Source organism: Coleofasciculus sp. C1-SOL-03, from assembly GCF_040220555.1.
Lineage (GTDB): Bacteria > Cyanobacteriota > Cyanobacteriia > Cyanobacteriales > Coleofasciculaceae > Coleofasciculus.
The window spans coordinates 13,968-31,714 of sequence record NZ_JAVJUO010000229.1 but is presented as its reverse complement, the minus strand read 5'-3'; the positions used below and the strand labels follow the sequence as shown (position 1 = coordinate 31,714).

Here is a 17,747-nt window from a genome sequence, read left to right as displayed (position 1 = left end):
GATCCCCCTTCCGTCCCCCTTAAAAAGGGGGAGACCAGAGGATGCTTCGCTTTTTGTTGCACGGGGGAGACCAGAGGATGCTTCGCTTTTTGTTGCACGGGGGAGACCAGAGGATGCTTCGCTTTTTGTTGCACGGGGGAGACCAGAGGATGCTTCGCTTTTTTTGCACGGGGGATTTAGGGGGATCGACAATGTACCGCATAGCAGAGCAAACTGCTGTATTCAGCAGCCCCTATTTGAGCGGATGACTGATGAAAGCGTACCTGTCATCAATTCTAACTCTAGCTACTCCTTGCTGAAATGACCAAGCACTATCAAATTGAGGCTTGATGACTAAATTACCTATTTTGTTAATATAGCCCCACTTGTCACCTATTTTGATCGCGATTAAGTCTTCCGAAAAGTTATACGTGTTATCAAACTGGGGAGCAATTAGCATATTTCCCTGCTGATCAATATAACCAATTTTATCGTTCATCGAAATTCCAGCCACACCTTGGACAAAATCCCCCGCCCAATCAAAATAAGGCATAATCACAAACTCGCCTTGATGATTAATATACCCCGATTTCATCGCTTGATTCGATACAGACGCCAAGCCTTCGGAAAAAGAACTCGCATCTTTAAACTGAGGTGGAATCGCCCAGTTTCCAGTTTTGTCGATATAGCCATACTGGTTATTCAATTTTACCGTAGCTAACCCCTCAGAAAACGGTTCTGCTTCCTGAAATTGAGGTGAAGCAACCCAGCTTCCGGTTTTATCAATATAACCATACTGATTATTATTTTTGACAATTGCCAATCCTTCGGAAAACAAATCAGCATCGTAAAATTGAGGTAAAATTATTACCGTGCCAGTTTTATCGATATAGCCCCAATCTTCACCTTGTTTAACCGGGGCTAATCCTTCGGCGAACGATTGAGCGCCATCAAATTTTGCTGAAATTACCCAGTTACCTGTTTGATCAATATAACCCCATTTCCCATCAACTTTGACCGGGGCTAACCCTTCATTAAACGAATCAGCTAACTCGAATTGCGGTTTAATTACCCAGTTTCCAGTTTGACTAATATAGCCCCACTTTCCATCCAACTTAACCGCAGCCAATCCCTGAGAAAAATCATGTCCTGACTCTAACTCAAACGGGAAAGCAAATTGTACAGGAACAGCATTTTCGCTAGAAATTCGAGAATTATGGAAACCGTTGTTAATCGTTGATATAATCTGACATCCGGATAATTGAGTAACCAGCAAACCTAAGAAGAGACTGGTGATCTTAAAAACTAGCCGATGTCTAAACTTGTAATCTAACAATCCTCTACCCATGGGGTAATAATCACTATTTAGGGCTGGCTGAATAAGTGCTGTGGGGAGCAATGTAGAGACGTGCCATGGCACGTCTGGAAGATGGGGAAGATTGTGTAGGGGCGGGTTTCACTACTATCGTTTGAAATGGTGCGTTACGCTTCGCTAACGCACGATGGCGGACTGACACAGCTAAAACTGTGGAATAGATTTGACGTTTAAACCGGGCGCAAGCCTTGCGCCCCTACAATTCTAATCCACCAAATAAGGTGTGCCACGCCACTACACCCGCCCCGACTTGACAAATGACATAAGACGAATGACAAATGACGATCTCCGCCGTTAACTTTAATTGTTCCCACCTACTTAACCCCTCAGTGTCATCAGTGCTACCAACCGCCCACATCCCCACCCCAATCCCTCAACATCAATCCGTGAAATCAGTGTTTACCGTCTTGCTACCCCTTCATTCCGGGCGGCTTGTTGTACCGCTGCGGAAACAGCCGTCACGACGCGCTGATCAAAAACCGATGGGATAATATGTTCAGCGTCCAAATCTGTCGTAGACATCAAAGACGCGATCGCTTTTGCCGCTTCTAGATACATCGTACTGGTAATCATGGAAGCGCGACAGTCGAGGGCACCGCGAAACACACCGGGGAACGCCAGAACATTATTAATCTGATTCGGATAGTCACTCCGCCCTGTTGCCATAACCGCCACATCATCTAACACCAATTCTGGCTGAATTTCGGGGATTGGATTCGCCATCGCCATGACAATGGGATCTCTTGCCATCGAATGTACCATGTCTGGCGTCAAAACACCGGGAACACTGACGCCGAGAAATACATCCGCCCCCACCATGGCACCCGCTAAAGTACCACTGGATTCAACAGCAAATTCCTGCTTTTGAGGCGTTAAATCGCTGCGTTTTGTCGAAAGAATCCCTTTAGAATCACAGATCCAAATCCTTGTCGCCCCAGCTTGACGCAATAGCCGCGCGATCGCAATTCCCGCTGCGCCAGCGCCATTAATCACAATTCGTACCTCTTCCAGGGATTTCTTCACCAGTTTCAGGGAATTAATTAACGCCGCTAAACTGACAATGGCTGTCCCATGCTGATCATCGTGAAACACAGGAATATCCAAGACTTGCCGCAGTTTGGCTTCAATGTCAAAGCAACGGGGGGCGCTGATATCTTCCAGGTTAATTCCGCCAAAAACGGGAGCGATATTTTTAACGGTTTCGATAATCGTATCAGTATCTTGATTTGCCAGACAGATAGGAAAGGCGTCAATTTTGGCAAATTCTTTAAACAGCATCGCTTTCCCTTCCATGACGGGTAATGCGGCTTCGGCGCCTAAGTTGCCTAACCCTAATACGGCGCTACCATCTGTAACAATTGCTACTGTATTACTTTTAATTGTCAGGGAGTAAACATCTTGGGGATCATCGGCGATCGCCGTGCAAATTCGACCCACCCCTGGCGTATACGCCATGGCTAAATCGGCTTGGGTTTTCAGGGGGAGTTTGTTCTCGATGCTGATTTTGCCCCCTCGATGCAGGTTAAATGTGCGATCGTAGACATCGATCACCTTGATATGGGTAAGTTCCTTAACCGCTTGCACAATCTGTTCCGCGTGTTCGGTACTCGTCGCATCAATGGTGATTTCACGAGTCGTAACTTTATGGGTTTGGTGAATCAGATCAATCTGTCCCAGGTTACCCCCCACTTGTGCGATCGCCTGAGTAACGGTGGCGAGCATCCCAGAGCGGTTGGGAAGTTGGATACGAATCGTTAAACTGAAACTGGAATTCGGTGTCAGGTCTGCCATGCTGGATTGATTTCGGGTCTCAAGCTTTGAACAGACCCTAACTAATTGCTTGCAATTAGTTAGGGATTCTCCCCTGCTGTTACCACGAGGAGCCGCTGTTCTCGGTGGGTATCAGGAACTTTTGCCTTTATACCCCTCCAAGCCATTTCTGAATCGGAGTTAAGACTAAAAAAGCCTTATAAACGCACTAAGATTTTTACCCAGTAGATGCGTTATTGTAACAAATAATCTCTACTGGAACCCTCTAATCTTAAGTTTTCTAGGTTCTTTAGGTCGTGCCGAACAAATACATGCCGCCGTACCTGTTAGTATTATACCAAAATTGTTGGCGTTTCGCTTTCCCCCATCTAAATCTTGTGATTTTAGATTGGGACTGCGCTCAACTTTTGTTCAATTGTAGACCGAATTCCCAGTCCGAGGGAAAGCAGGGGGAGCAGAGAGAGCTGGGGCAGCAGAGGAAGCTGGGGAAGCAGAGGGAGCTGGTGAGTCAACAGATGACGAATGACGAATGACAAATAACAAATTATTATGACAAGTCTTTATACTGAAATCGAAATCAATGCTCCCAAGTCACAAGTGTGGCAAGTATTATTAGACAAACAGCAGTGGAAGTATTGGAACACGTTTCTCTTTGACCGCGAACCCGAACAGCCATTGGAAAAAGGACAAGCGGTGTCTCTGTCATTACGACGATTACCCAAGGATGAAGAAACGGACTTTGAACCCTTGATCACCCTCTTACAACCCGGAATTTGTCTGCGCTGGGTTTCATCGATTCCCGGTTTTCGCAGTGAGTACGTATTTGAGTTACAAGAGATTGGTTTGAGTCGCACTAAATATGTTCATATAAGCCGTTTTTCAGGTATTCTCACTCGTGTTTTTGTCCCCTTTATCCGGCAAGATGAGCATCGGGGAATGCAACGCATGGCGCGGGAGTTGAAGCGGTATGTTGAGCATTTATAATTAGGGAAAATATGGCTCTTGAGACCAGATGTTCTGCTATTCCCTAGGATTATGACTACCGTATTAAACTTAAAGCCACTGACGACAACATTGACGCGATCGCAGTTTTATCAACTGTGTGTAGCCAACCCTGATGTACCATTAGAACGTTCGCCCCAGGGAGAGTTAATTATCATGACACCGATTGGTGGAGAAGGCGGTAGCCGAGAAGCCAGCTTAATCTCTAGAGTTGTCGTCTGGAATGAGCAGACTCAGCTTGGTGTAGTCTTTAGCTCCCAAACTGTCTTTAGTTTACCGGGTGGAGGCGATCGCTCTCCAGATGTCGCTTGGGTGGAATTAGGGCGATGGCAAAGTTTGAGTCAATCGGAACGAGAAAAGTTTCCGCCGCTTTGTCCAGATTTCGTGATTGAGTTGCGATCGCGCACCGACCGATTAAAGCCACTTCAGGATAAGATGCAGGAATATTTGGCAAGTGGTTTGCGTTTGGGTTGGTTAATTAATTACCAGGATCGGCAAGTGGAGATTTATCGAGAGGAAACAGAGATAGAAGTTGTGTCGATGCCTGTTGTGTTGTCAGGGGAGGAAGTATTACCAGGGTTTAGATTAGAAATACTGTAGGGGCGGGTTTAGGGATTCAATTAAACATATCACCGATAACCTTTCAACAAAACCCGCCCTTTTCCTAGGTGTAGCCGAACCCTAAATACTGTAGGGGCGGGTTTAGGGATTCAATTAAACATATCACCGATAACCTTTCAACAAAACCCGCCCTTTTCGAGCCATAAATATGGTGCGTTACATTTGGCTAACGTAGCCTAATTGGGTAAACCTGTCAATTTGTCAAGATTACAGTGATAGGAATTTTGTGCGATCGCTCCTGGCATAGTGGTCAATGTTCAGAAAGCCCATGTCCAGCAATTCAGCGTGAAAACCGACACCATCTTCTATAACCTGTTTCTCGAATTTCCAGGTATTTTATTTGAACTCATCGATTCAGACCCAGAGGAAGCCGCGACTTATGAATTCACCTCCCGTGAAATCAAACAACCTTCCTTCCGGTTAGACGGCTTGTTCTTACCCACGACAGAAGACGCAGAAAAATCGTTCTATCTGCTAGAGGTTCAGTTTCAACCCGATGAAGCGTTATACTATCGATTATTTGGTGAACTCTTTCTCTACTTGAGGCAATACCAACCGCCTCATCCTTGGCAGGTTGTCGTGATCTATCCCACTCGTAGGATTGAACGAGAACAAGCGTTTCAATTTAGTGAAATCCTTGCCCTCAATCGCGTCACACGCATTTATATTGATGAATTAGGAGAAACCTCATCCGGTTCTCTTGGGATTGAAATGGTTAAGCTGGTGATTGAGGATGAGGAGACTGCACCAGAACGAGCAAGACGATTAGTCGCACAAGCTCAAGTCCAAATCGATGACGAAGCAACTCAGCGAAATCTCATCAAATTAATTGAGACAATCATTGTTTATAAATTACCACACAAAAGCCGCGAGGAGATTGAAGCCATGTTCAGCTTAAGTGAACTCAAGCAAACTAAAGTTTATCAAGAAGCCTTAGAAGAAGGTGAACAGATAGGTGAGTTGAAAGCTAAGTTAGTAGCAATACCACGCATGATAGAATTTGGCTTAAGGTTGCCGCAAATCGCACAGTTGCAAGATTTACCGCTAGAGGTTGTACAACAGACAGAACAGTTATTTCAGAAACAAAACGTTGCCGCTTTTATTGAACTCTTAACGAATCAGCGTGACTTGTTTTCAGCTCAAGATTTGACAGAATTACAGCAGTGGATTGCCCCTGTACCGGATCGGATTGAAGATTTATCCGAGGCGATCGCACAATGGTGCAATCAGGAATCCCATACCCTACAGCGTCAGGCTTGGCGTCAAATCCTCTCTGATTTATGGAAGGCGACGGTGGAAACCATCTTGAAATCTTACCCCACTACTCTGGATCTGACTTCCTCTCCCGTAACTAAGGAAATGTTGCAACAGGGAATTAACGGGGAATAATACAAACTCCAGGAAGCATATTGACTCTTCACAAGGTTTGTCGGGTATGTGTCCTATGTTTGAGCAAATGGTGCGTTACATTTGGTTAACGTAGTTTTATGGGTGAAGGTGTCAATTTGTCAAGATAGCGGTGATAGGAATTTTCGCGATCGCTCCTGGCATAGTGGTCAATGTTCAGAACGCCCATGTCCAGCAATTCAGCGTGAAAACCGACAGTATCTTCTACAACCTGTTTCTCGAATTCCCAGGTATTTTATTTGAACTCATCGATTCAGACCCAGAGGAAGCCGCGATTTATGAATTCACCTCCCGTGAAATCAAACAACTTTCCTTCCGTTTAGACGGCTTGTTCGTACCGACTACGGAAAACCCAGAAAAACCCTTGTATCTGCTGGAAGTTCAGTTTCAACCCGATGAAGCGTTATACTATCGATTATTTGGTGAACTCTTTCTCTACTTGAGGCAATACCAACCGCCTCATCCTTGGCAGGTTGTCGTGATCTATCCTACTCGTAGGATTGAACGAGAACAAGCGTTTCAATTTGGTGAAATCCTTACCCTCAATCGCGTCACACGCATTTATATTGATGAACTAGGAGAAACGTCATCCGGTTCCCTTGGGATTGAGATGATGAAGCTAGTGATTGAGGATGAGGAGACTGCACCGGAACGAGCAAGACGATTAGTCGCACAAGCTCAAATACAGATAGATGATGAAGCAAGCCAGCGCAACCTAATCAAATTAATTGAGACAATCATTGTTTATAAATTACCACATAAAAGCCGCGAGGAGATTGAAGCGATGTTCAGCTTAAGTGAACTCAAGCAGACTAAAGTTTATCAAGAAGCCTTAGAAGAAGGTGAAATCAAAGCCAAGTTAGCCGCAATACCACGCATGATAGAATTTGGCTTAAGGTTGCCGCAAATTGCCCAGTTGCAAGATTTACCGCTAGAGGTTGTACAACAGACAGAACAGTTATTTCAGAAACAAAACGTTGCTGCCTTTATTGAACTCTTAACGAATCAGCGGGACTTGTTTTCTGCTCAAGATTTGACAGAATTACAGCAGTGGATTGCCCCTGTACCGGATCGGATTGAAGATTTATCCGAGGCGATCGCACAATGGTGCAATCAGGAATCCCATACCCTACAGCGTCAGGCTTGGCGTCAAGTTCTCTCTGATTTATGGAAGGCGACGGTAGAAAACATCTTGAAAACCTACCCCAAAACTCTGGATCTGACGTCCTCTCCCCTAACTAAACAAATGGTGCAACAGGGAATTGAAGGGAATTGACACCGGGAACTGTAGAGACGTTGCATGCAACGTCTCTACAACTATAATGCAACGTCTCTACTATTTTTGATAAACCTTACTGCTGCATTTGAGTTGGCAAAGCACCGGGTTGTACTGTTACCTCAATATCTTTGCGATCGCGGCGTAATTCTAGATTTAAATCGCCACCTATTGGCGTCATTTGCACCACCTTTTGGACATCTTCGGCATCTTTGATCGACTCACCATTAATGTTATGAATCACATCCCCAGCTCGCAATCCAGCTTGATCAGCAGGGGAATTCCGCATCACTCTGGCAATTAGTACCCCTTGGCTTTCATCAACAGTCAGACCAGAATTGGGATTTTTGTTGATGTTTTCTTTCAACTCAGGGGTTAACGTGACCATCTGAATTCCTAAGAATGGATGTTCAACTTCCCCGTTGGCGATTAATTGCTGTGCAATTCGTTGTGCTGTATTAATCGGAATAGAAAATCCTAACCCTTGAGCGCCTTGAATAATGGCTGTATTCATCCCAATCACTTCACCGGATGCATTCAGCAGCGGTCCGCCTGAGTTACCGGGGTTAATTGCGGCGTCTGTTTGGATAAATTGGACGCGCTTATCGGGAACGCCTACTTCTGAACTGGAACGTCCTGTCGCACTGATAATACCTGTGGTGACGGTATTATCTAATCCTAACGGATTCCCGATCGCGATCGCCCATTCTCCCGGTTTGAGTTGTTCTGAATCCCCTAAGGTGATAATGGGGAGATTATCGGCTTCAACTTTGATTACCGCCACATCGGTTACAGGGTCAGTTCCTAGCACTTCTCCCGCAAATGTGCGACCATCTTTGAGAACCACATCCACTTGATCTGCACCATCAACAACGTGAGCATTGGTGAGAATCATCCCATCGGTGTTAATAATAAACCCCGAACCCGTTCCCCGTTCTACTCGCTGCTGCGGTTGTTCCGGAATTTGAGACCCGAAGAACTCGCGGAAAAAGGGGTTATTAAATGCATCGGGAACTTGAGACGTCACAGTTTTGGAGGCGTTAATCCGCACAACTGCAGATCCCACAGTATCCACAACGTTAGTAATAAAATTGCTGTTTTGGGGAGTGGACAGGTTCGCTGGAGGAATGATTCTTCCCAACCCCTGAGAGGATTGGGGAACAATAGAGTTGGCTGAAACTTGAGGATTCCCGGAGATGAAAGAGTTGGCGCCAAAGGAAACACCAGCGCCTACCAACATCAGGGACAAATAGGTGACAGCTTTTTTTACCGGGGAAGTGTCACTGTCATGAGAGTTGGATGTTTTCGTGTTGAATACCATAATGATTCTGCTGTTGAAATAGGATTGATTTGGATGATGTCAGTTACAGTTTGTCGGAGTTCGGTTAATTCGTTTTCAGGTCGAGAAAACCCGAATCCTGATTAACTCTCTCCTACCCATGGCTAACACCCCAATTGACGCTGTGATAATTATTTACGGATAAGGTATTAACCGGGTCTGGCGTCGGTGGCGTGAATCCGTTGCTTGGAAAGGAATCACGATGACCTATCGCTGACATTTATCAATGTAGATACTTGTTGTGACGTGGTTATGACAGTGTAGTTTCACTGATGTGAAGATTTCTGGATTGGTGCTGTAGGCTTCCCAGTGTTTTAGAGGAAATCCTCCTGTTGAGGTTGTGCTTACCGTAATTATAGGATACTCCCTTTTGCATAAGGGAGATGCAATCAGACATAGATTCCCACAAATCCCCTGGTTATGGTGAGGATAAGCGGTTTGGTATTTAAACCTTAATATAATGCCTCCCATCCTCGTAGTGTGAGCATCTTGCTCGCTACTAATAAGTAGGTGGACACAATTAAAGTTAACTGTTGAGATGAGGGAACAGGGAACAGGGAACAGGGAACAGTAAGGGTTTGAGGGCGATTTACTTGCACTTAATACAGCACCGTTTTCTTTTGTCCGACTACTTACCCTATCTCAATGTATGACCGCTTACTGTACCACTACAGCAACTCGATATGAAACGCTTCTGGTTTTCTCAACCAACATCCCGAAAAATTGAAATCAAGAATATCGCCTTTGGGTTAGGACTCACGGGTCTCATTCCTTGTCTTCTCTTATCCTTAGTCGCTTATCTGGGAGGATTTCACCGATATTTTGAATTAATCTCCCACTTCAAAGTGCAATACTTCGTAATTAGTTGTATTGTTTTCCTCTTATTGTCCTTCGCACGACGAAAAACTTGGTGGTTGGTCAGTTTGTTTTGTTTAACCCTTAATGCTGTAGAGGTTATTCCCTGGTATATTCCCCAAGTTTCGGATATGAATACGCCTTCCGGACAACCGTTGCGAGTGTTGCTGGCAAATGTCTATAGTGATAACCAGCGTTATGCTGAGTTTATCTCCTTGGTCAAAGCCGAAAAGCCTCAACTGCTCGTTGTCCAAGAAGTTAATCCAATTTGGTCACAGCAACTGGAAGCACTTAAGCCTCTCCTCCCTTACCAGATTGTTTATCCGAGATTTGATAACTTTGGCATTGCTGTCTACAGTGCGATTCCCCTGCGGAATACGGATATTAAATCGTTCACTGAGTATGATGTTCCCTCTATTTTTACTGAGGTAAAGTGGCAAGATCTCACTGTTTCTATTATTGCCACTCATCCGTTACCGCCGATTAATGCGGAGTATTTTAAGTCGCGCAATCAGCAACTTTTAGAACTAGAAAAGGTGATCAGTTCAACTAACAATATTTATGCCGTTATCGGTGATTTGAATACAACAATGTGGTCTCCCTATTACCGCAAATTTATCCGTCAGACTGGATTGAAAAATGCACGAGCAGGTTTTGGTATTCTCCCCACTTGGCCCCAGGGTGCGCCAATGTTACAGATTCCTCTGGATCATTGTCTGATTAGTCCAGAAATCAATGTTTTAAAGATTCGCACCGCTGGGGATATTGGTTCAGATCATCGTCCCGTAATTGCCGATTTGGTGATATCGGACGAGAAAGCTAGCAGACTATAGGGTTAAGGTTCTTTTACTACAAGCTGGTGTATTGGACAATAAACTTAACAAAAGATAAGGCTAAAGCCCTTACTACAAGCCGACTTCAAAATCCCTCCCTCTAACTGATAAATCGCTGCCATAATGCCATTGTCGGGATTATCCAGTAGGGACGCCTTAACTTCTTGTAAATAATCCCGAATCGCTTCCCGTAAAACAGGGCGTTCAACGTTTACAGTATGCTGATAATCCCAAATATCCCAGATAATAATTCCTACGCCGACAATCGGATCAAGAAACTGAGCGCCGAATTTACCAGCTACAGCGCCGCCCGTTTTGGCTGCCATTTTAGCGGAGGCTTTTCCGGCAAAGGATACGGCGACTTTACTGCCTATTTTGGTGACCACGGGAATCATGGCTTTGGCAAATAAGTAAGTGCTTCCGCCAACTAAAACTTTTAACGATAAATTAGACAGATTGCCTTCCGTATCTCGGATCGTTACCGCAATATCATCCAAATAGCGCTCCCATTCTCCTTGGGGAATCTGGTACTGAGTTTGAATGGTAGAAATGTTGTTTTCTAAGTCAGCAATATATAAATTCACCGTATCTCTGGTGATATGTTCCAGTTGGAGTTGGGCAATTTTAGGGCGGAGAACTCGTTTAGTGAATTCCGTTTGAAACGCCTCGGTCATTTTTTCGGCGACGGCTTGATTGGGAGTCGGTTTTGTGGTATCTATCCAGTGGGATACGGCTGAAGATGCCCAGACAAAGGGAGCGCTAAATTCTAGTTTCTTTTGATTAAAATAATCAAAATACCAATCCAAGAAATTGTCATCCACGCGACTCATGAGTTGATCAACCCAGCCATCGAGTTGGTCGGAGGCGAACTGTTCGGCGGTATGATGAGCATGGGTGATAGCCGTTGCGATCGCGCGATCAATTTTATCCTGATCCGGTCCAGTCCGATCAATCGTGACAACCTCATGTTTCGGCTTCTCTGAACTTCCCGCATCGGTTGATAATGAACTGGCAATAAAACCACTGCCGATGAGTGGGATAATCACAATCAGGATAACCGCCACCCAAATATAAGGTGTCACCGATTTAATTAACTGACTCCAGGCTTGTAGGCGAGTTGTCTTTTCTGTGTAGGTGGGTTTTTCCGATGGATTGGTTGGGGACAAGGTGGGGGTATGAGTAGGGTTAGAGGGCGTTTGGGTTTTCTCAGCGCCAGGTGATAGGGGCGCAGAGGGGTGAGTCGAGGTATCGTTGTGCGATCGCTTTTGGTTCATTGCTATGCTTGATTTGAAAAAGACCGCTACTCTCCTTTTAACGGATTCACTGGGATTTTGCACGAATTTAACCTATCTTCCGCCAATTAAAAAAGGGCGACCCGACCCGCTGTAGGGGCGGGTTTTATTACTATCTTTTCGGTTGCACCTCAATGTGACTAAACCCGCCCTGTTTCTAGAGTTATTCATTTATGCAGCGGGTCGCCCCTACACGCCTCCTACAACAGCTAAACTTCTGGTATCAAATCAACGCTGTAGAGGGTTTTACCTTCCAGATTATGCAGCGCCACCGTCATCACCTCACTCCTCCCCTCAATGTTTACTGTGCCAAAAAACTGCAATCCCTCACTGGGCGGACGATTGGGTTCTAAGTCGAATGAGACACTTTGAAACTTAACTTGGGGTCCAAACGTATTATCCAACAGCTTCCGTTCAAAGGTTCCCGCGTTTAGAGGTCCAGCAACAAATTCCCAGAAGGGATTAAACTCCGTAAATTGAGCCTGATTCGGATCATAATAATGTGCGGCGGCGTAATGGACATCGGCGGTTAACCACACCACATTTTTAATCTCATCTTGCTGGATAAACCGGAGTAAATCTGCCAGTTCAAATTCCCGTCCTAAGGGAGGACCATCCCCATTCGCCGCGTTCTCAAACGTGGTTTCCCCATCTGGAACCATCAGTCCAATGGGCATATCACTGGCAATTACTTTCCAGGTGGCTGAGGACTTGCGTAACTGTTGTTTTAACCAACTAATCTGTTCTGTCCCTAAAAACGCTGTTTCTTCACTGGGTTCAGTCTGGCGATTAGCAGTATTCGGTCCTCGGTAGCTTCGCATATCCAGGATAAAAATATCCAGGGATGGACTATACTGAAACGAGCGATAAATCCGTTCGGGATGGGTATTGTTAACATCAATCGGAGTATAATCCAAAAACGCTCGTTTTGCCCTGGCTGCTAACAGGGAAGCACTTTTAACTGTATAACGGTCATCCTCTAAAAGTTGTTCCCCCGGATACCAATTATTCGTGGTTTCATGGTCATCCCACTGCACAAACTGGGGAACTTGGGCATTGAAGCGGCGAATATTTTCATCCAGGAGATTATAAACATAATTGGCGCGAAATTCTTGTAGGGTTTCGGCGACTTTAGACTTTTCTGGGGTGGTGATATTCTTCCAGATGCTACCATCATCTAGTTGCACCTGAGCAACAACGGGGTTATCAGCATAAACGTAATCCCCCGAATGGATGAAAAAGTCGGGATTTAACTGTCGCATGGTTTCATAGATTTTCATTCCGCCCCAGTCGGGATTAATTCCCCAGCCTTGACCCGCCGTGTCACCTGACCAAATAAAAAAGATATCCCGTTTGTCGATAGGCGCAGTGCGGAATGTGCCAGTGACGGGGGCGCTGTAGCGATTTAAGTCGGCTAAATCCTGAAAGGTGACGCGATAGAAAATCTGTTGACCGGGTGGTAGATTGGTCAGATAGAGTCGGGCAGTGTAATCACTACTTGCTAATGCCGTCGATCCGATCGCCCGTTGTGGATTGCGGAAGGATTCACTGGTATCATAGTCTACAATCATCCGACTGACGCGATCGCTCTTGCTCCAAATCACCGCCTGATCACGACTCACGTCGCCACTCGCCACCCCATAAGGAATCTGGGGACGCATTTTTTCGGAGGTGACAATTCCAGGTGCAGCACTTTGGGCTAATCCTGATTTCGATACCAGGTTAGCGGTAATCAATCCACCACTGGTTAAGGCGGAGGTAACCAGAAAGCGGCGACGGGTGATTCGTGACTGATTTTTCCCTACCATAGATAAAATGCCCCTAACGTGAACAGTAGAGCAATATAATTCAATTCAACATCAACCCTGATGACTAGACCAGACAGACACAACTCTTTGGTCATCAGAGGTTCAGCTTGTTTACCCCGTTGGTAAATTTATGCCTTGCTGTCCTTATATTAAGCGCTTTTTTGTTAGAGAGTGAGTATCGCCTCTATAATTAACATGGTAGGCATCTGGCTCCTCGGAGTCAGGTGAACAGACTCTAAAGTGCAGTGTTTCCATAAGCGTGTCGGGTAAGCCAGAGTGAAATGACCTTAAACTGCTCGCAAGACAGTGATCGGTCAACGTTATTTTTGCAGAGAAAAAGGGGGCTGATTTTACGGCAAACTTTCGTCGGTGAATTGGTTCTCATCTGGAAAAAAATAAAAATGAACTCATGTTCGATTGCCTGATCAAGACTAAGACAAGTGAGTGGGGTGCTGTTTTCAATGCGATGGTTAATTAGACTTGTCTAAAAATTAGTCAAAAACCCTTTCAATGCTTGGGTTGACGTTTAATTTATCGACCAGTCTAGTAATGAAGAAAAATTCAACAGGGGCGCTGACAAAAACGATGGTGTCAGGTTCTCAAGACGCTTGGGAAAATAAACCTCTAGGCGGACGCTATCACGTTATCGAAAAGCTAGGGGTCGGAGGGTTTGGTCAAACCTTCTTGGCGCGGGATATGCATTTGCCCGGTCATCCCCAATGTGTCGTTAAAAAGTTAAAACCTCAAGTAAGCGATGATGATGAGGAGGGGCTGCAAACGGCGAGACGCCTGTTCCAAACGGAAGCGCAAGTCCTCTATCGACTGGGGAATCATGAGCAGATTCCTCGGCTTTTGGCTCATTTTGAGGAGAATCACGAATTTTATCTGGCTCAGGAATATATTCAAGGACAACCCCTAAGTAAGGAGATAGATACCCATGTCCCCTGGTCACAGGAAGACGTGCTATCCCTGTTGCAAGATATATTACAGGTACTGACCTTTGTCCATCAACAACATGTCATTCACCGTGACCTCAAGCCAGCCAATTTGATTCGCCGCACTTCGGATGGCAGAATTGTGCTGATTGATTTCGGTGCGGTGAAACAGGTCAGATGTGAGTCGCTAAATCCGGAAACCGGGCTGACCAATGTGACGATTTCTATCGGCACGAAGGGATATATGCCCAATGAACAACTCGCCGGAAAACCTCGCTATAGTAGCGATGTGTATGCGGTGGGGATTATTGGCATTCAGTTATTAACTGGAATTCATCCCAAACATATCAAAGAAGACTCCGATACCGGGGAACTCAACTGGCGCAATTATGCCAAGCAGATTAGCCCAGAATTTGGGGAAATTTTGGATAAAATGGTGCGCTATGATTTTCGCGATCGCTTCTCGACAGCGGAAGAAGCCCTGTTAGCCTTCCAGAGTTTACCCGCGCCATTATTGGAGTCGGCATCACCTCCCCAACCGTTAACCCCTGAGTGTGAATTGCCGCCCTTGGTTGATCCCCAAGCGCCGACGGATCAGGAGAGTCAAAATTTAGCCGCTGATTCCGCCGAGACTCAGGCGTGGGAAGCGACGCCAACGGAATCAACGCTGATTGAAGTTGAGGAGGCGAATAGCGAATCATCCTCGAGTCAAACCCAAGACAGCGCACGCACCCAAACCTCTCAGCCCCATCTGGGACGCACTGATGCTACCGTATCCCTGAGTCAACCCCAGGACTTGGAACCCACCGCAACGGTGTCAACCGCCGCGAGACCCCATGGATTTCGGCAATGGTTAATGCAGCCTTGGACGATTGCGGTGATTGCGATCGCCATTGCGGTTAGTTCCACGGTTACTGTTACCCTGGTTCTACTTCCCTCTCAATTGAGATTGAACCCGCAGTCTCAAGTTGAGGATGTCCCCGCCGAAAGCCCCAGCCCAACTCCCACCCCCACTCCCACTCCCTCGCCAACCCCCGAACCCACGGCTGAATCCTTGCTGGAGGAAGCGGAAGACTTAAGACAAGCCGGAGAATACGAGAAAGCGATCCTGGTTTATGATCAGGCGATCGAACTGCAATCCGATTTAGCCCCGGCTTATTGGGGACGGTGCTATAGTCTCAATCAACTGGGACAACCGGAACAAGCCTTAGTCGCCTGTAATGACGCCCTTGCCTACAAATCCGATTATGCCGACGCCTTAGTCAGCAAAGCTGATGCCCTACGGCAACAAAACCAGATCATAGACTCCCTGCAACTGTATGGACGGGTAACGGAATACTATCCCGATTTTGCCCGAGGCTGGATTCGCTATGGCATAGCATTGCAAGGAGTGGGACGTTCCGCTGAGGCGGTTCAAGCGTTAGATAAGGCGATTGAACTGGAACGGAACTCCGCCGATGCTTGGGCAACTCGCGGTGAGGCGCTGATGGCATTAGGGCGCACCAAGGAAGCGATTCCGTCTCTGGATAAAGCCCTGCAACTGGAACCGGATCATGAAAAAGCTGCTGACTTGCGTCAAAAAGCCAGGGAAAGACTGGGGCGTTAGGGCACCTAAGGGATAGGGAAACCATGTAGAGACGTGCCATGGCACGTCTGGGAGAAGACATTAAGGTAGAGATCCCTTGATCAAAAAAGACATCAGATCTAGGGGCGGGTTTAGGATAAAATGAATCGACCCACCTCAATACCGTAACCCACTCTTTTCAGATTCAATCATCCTTGCCTTTGTCATAATAGATTGCAATTTACGTCGAGAGCGATTAAATTGCAATTTAAGATATGACCTTCACAGTTTCCTTCTTTGATTATCATCTGTGAATCACACTGAAACCAGACAACTCGGATTCTTTTCCCTCGCGGCTTTACTGGTATCGGCACATTATGGTTTGGGATTTGTTCTCGGCACCGCCGAAAAAGCCTTGACCTTGGGTTGGGCGGGTAGCCTCTATCCGATTTCCATTGCCCTCGGTACCCTTGTACTCCTGGCATTTGCCAGATTCTATTGGCGATCAGTTGAACCAATCTGGACGCTACTGGGAAACCGCTACGGACATCCCGTCAAAGTGCTGGTGGGAACCATGTCCTGGTTATCGCTAATTGGGATTTTTGCGGTGCAAATTATTGCTGGCGCATTTATCCTCAAAGTCTTAGATTTACCCGTGCAGCCCAGTATGCTAGGCTTAGCACTGATTTTTCTGCTCTCTTCGATACTCCCGATTGAGAAAGCCAGTTGGCTATTCCGGGGATTGCTGGGATTCAATATCTTGGCATTATTGTACGCGATCGCGAAACTGCACGCTGTTCCCCTCTATTTGCACGCCCCGGTGGACTTCATCCCCGCACTGCACCAGATGAGTCCTCCTGCTTTAATCGGCATCTCCTTATCGACAGTATTGCTGGTGTTAATTGATATGAAATATCACCAATTTGTCGTGCAAGCTAAGAATATGCGTAGCCTCTATCTCGGCTGTGTCTTGGCGGCTATCTTATTTCTGTTTCTGGCATTATTACCCTCTGCTGTAGTAATTGCTACCAAAACGGCTGGGATTTTACCCACCGATATTGATGGCAAAGCAATCATTCCTTGGATTTTACTATGGCTGGGTGGAGGCGCTAATCACTTGGGGGGACAGTTATTGATTTTATCGTTAATTGTACCCGCTCTAGGCGTCGGGAGTAGTATTTTGCGGGTGCAGACGAAGGTGGTTTTAGACTTTGAGTTGTTTCCTGATTCTCAACTAAATCGTTTAATTGTGGCGATCATTAATACGGCGTTGGGACTAGCTGTCGCATTGAAGGGTGGTTCAATTATCAGTCTCATTGTCTTGTTTTATGCTGTATATGTGGCAACCGTTTGGGTTCCTTTTGCCGCTTACCTCATCGCTGAAACCGGACGCTATACCTTTGCCGCGAGTAGTGTGCGACTGGCATTAATTATCAGTGGTTTGTCGGCAGTAGCCATGTTGATATTAAGCTTGATTAAACCGGATGCTGCCTTTTTTAACAGCGCGGAGTTAAGTATTATCATATTGGGCATTGGGTTTGGTTGCTTGGGGTTAGGCTTAGGCGAGATAATTGAGAAGTATTTGCCTATTTCTCCCATCAAAGAGGAATTGTAAGTCATTTGTCATTTTTCCTCCGTCCTTTGTCATCCGTTTTGATGCATCCCCGCCGGAAAGATGTAGTAGCGTGGCA

12 protein-coding genes are annotated in these 17,747 nt (G+C 46.0%); 7 read left to right on the top strand and 5 right to left on the bottom strand.

Features of this window, described 5'->3' with window-relative positions; translation table 11 throughout:
• Positions 1-232 precede the first annotated feature (232 nt).
• Both RIE73_RS35085 and RIE73_RS35080 read right to left on the bottom strand, forming a co-directional pair.
• Positions 233-1,327 carry a WG repeat-containing protein gene (locus tag RIE73_RS35085; RefSeq protein ID WP_446405560.1) on the bottom strand — a complete coding sequence of 365 codons (1,095 nt, stop codon included), beginning with the start codon at positions 1,325-1,327 and terminating at the stop codon, positions 233-235.
• 426 nt (positions 1,328-1,753) lie between these two features.
• On the bottom strand, positions 1,754-3,145 hold the full coding sequence (locus RIE73_RS35080) for a malic enzyme-like NAD(P)-binding protein (RefSeq protein WP_446405559.1): 1,392 nt from the start codon (positions 3,143-3,145) through the stop codon (positions 1,754-1,756).
• A 528-nt stretch (positions 3,146-3,673) separates the two neighbouring features.
• Here RIE73_RS35080 and RIE73_RS35075 point away from each other — a divergent pair.
• From RIE73_RS35075 to RIE73_RS35060, 4 genes are all read left to right on the top strand, one after another.
• Positions 3,674-4,108, top strand: coding sequence for an SRPBCC family protein (locus tag RIE73_RS35075; RefSeq protein WP_446405558.1), 435 nt, complete (start codon positions 3,674-3,676; stop codon positions 4,106-4,108).
• Between the two features lie 51 nt (positions 4,109-4,159).
• Positions 4,160-4,726, top strand: a complete 567-nt coding sequence (locus RIE73_RS35070; protein WP_446405557.1) for a Uma2 family endonuclease — start codon at positions 4,160-4,162, stop codon at positions 4,724-4,726.
• Positions 4,727-4,993: 267 nt separating this feature from the next.
• Entirely contained in the window at positions 4,994-6,136 is a 1,143-nt protein-coding gene (locus RIE73_RS35065) for an Rpn family recombination-promoting nuclease/putative transposase (protein WP_446405556.1), read from the top strand.
• Between the two features lie 202 nt (positions 6,137-6,338).
• Positions 6,339-7,430 (top strand): Rpn family recombination-promoting nuclease/putative transposase, encoded by a 1,092-nt coding sequence (locus tag RIE73_RS35060; RefSeq protein WP_446405562.1) that lies wholly within the window; start codon positions 6,339-6,341, stop codon positions 7,428-7,430.
• A gap of 76 nt (positions 7,431-7,506) precedes the next feature.
• Here the strand turns inward: RIE73_RS35060 and RIE73_RS35055 are convergent, their stop codons facing one another.
• A complete protein-coding gene (locus tag RIE73_RS35055; RefSeq protein WP_446405555.1) occupies positions 7,507-8,751 on the bottom strand; it encodes an HhoA/HhoB/HtrA family serine endopeptidase in 1,245 nt (414 codons plus the stop codon).
• A gap of 701 nt (positions 8,752-9,452) precedes the next feature.
• On the opposite strand from RIE73_RS35055, the gene RIE73_RS35050 reads away from it, so the two are divergent.
• Positions 9,453-10,457, top strand: coding sequence for an endonuclease/exonuclease/phosphatase family protein (locus RIE73_RS35050; protein ID WP_446405554.1), 1,005 nt, complete (start codon positions 9,453-9,455; stop codon positions 10,455-10,457).
• 44 nt (positions 10,458-10,501) lie between these two features.
• Here the strand turns inward: RIE73_RS35050 and RIE73_RS35045 are convergent, their stop codons facing one another.
• Complete coding sequence (locus tag RIE73_RS35045; protein WP_446405553.1) at positions 10,502-11,731, bottom strand: hypothetical protein; 1,230 nt, start codon at positions 11,729-11,731, stop codon at positions 10,502-10,504.
• Between the two features lie 227 nt (positions 11,732-11,958).
• Positions 11,959-13,557 carry an alkaline phosphatase D family protein gene (locus tag RIE73_RS35040; RefSeq protein WP_446405552.1) on the bottom strand — a complete coding sequence of 533 codons (1,599 nt, stop codon included), beginning with the start codon at positions 13,555-13,557 and terminating at the stop codon, positions 11,959-11,961.
• 549 nt (positions 13,558-14,106) lie between these two features.
• On the opposite strand from RIE73_RS35040, the gene RIE73_RS35035 reads away from it, so the two are divergent.
• Both RIE73_RS35035 and RIE73_RS35030 read left to right on the top strand, forming a co-directional pair.
• Positions 14,107-16,098, top strand: coding sequence for a protein kinase domain-containing protein (locus RIE73_RS35035; RefSeq protein ID WP_446405551.1), 1,992 nt, complete (start codon positions 14,107-14,109; stop codon positions 16,096-16,098).
• A 268-nt stretch (positions 16,099-16,366) separates the two neighbouring features.
• Entirely contained in the window at positions 16,367-17,671 is a 1,305-nt protein-coding gene (locus RIE73_RS35030; protein ID WP_446405550.1) for a hypothetical protein, read from the top strand.
• Positions 17,672-17,747 lie beyond the last annotated feature (76 nt).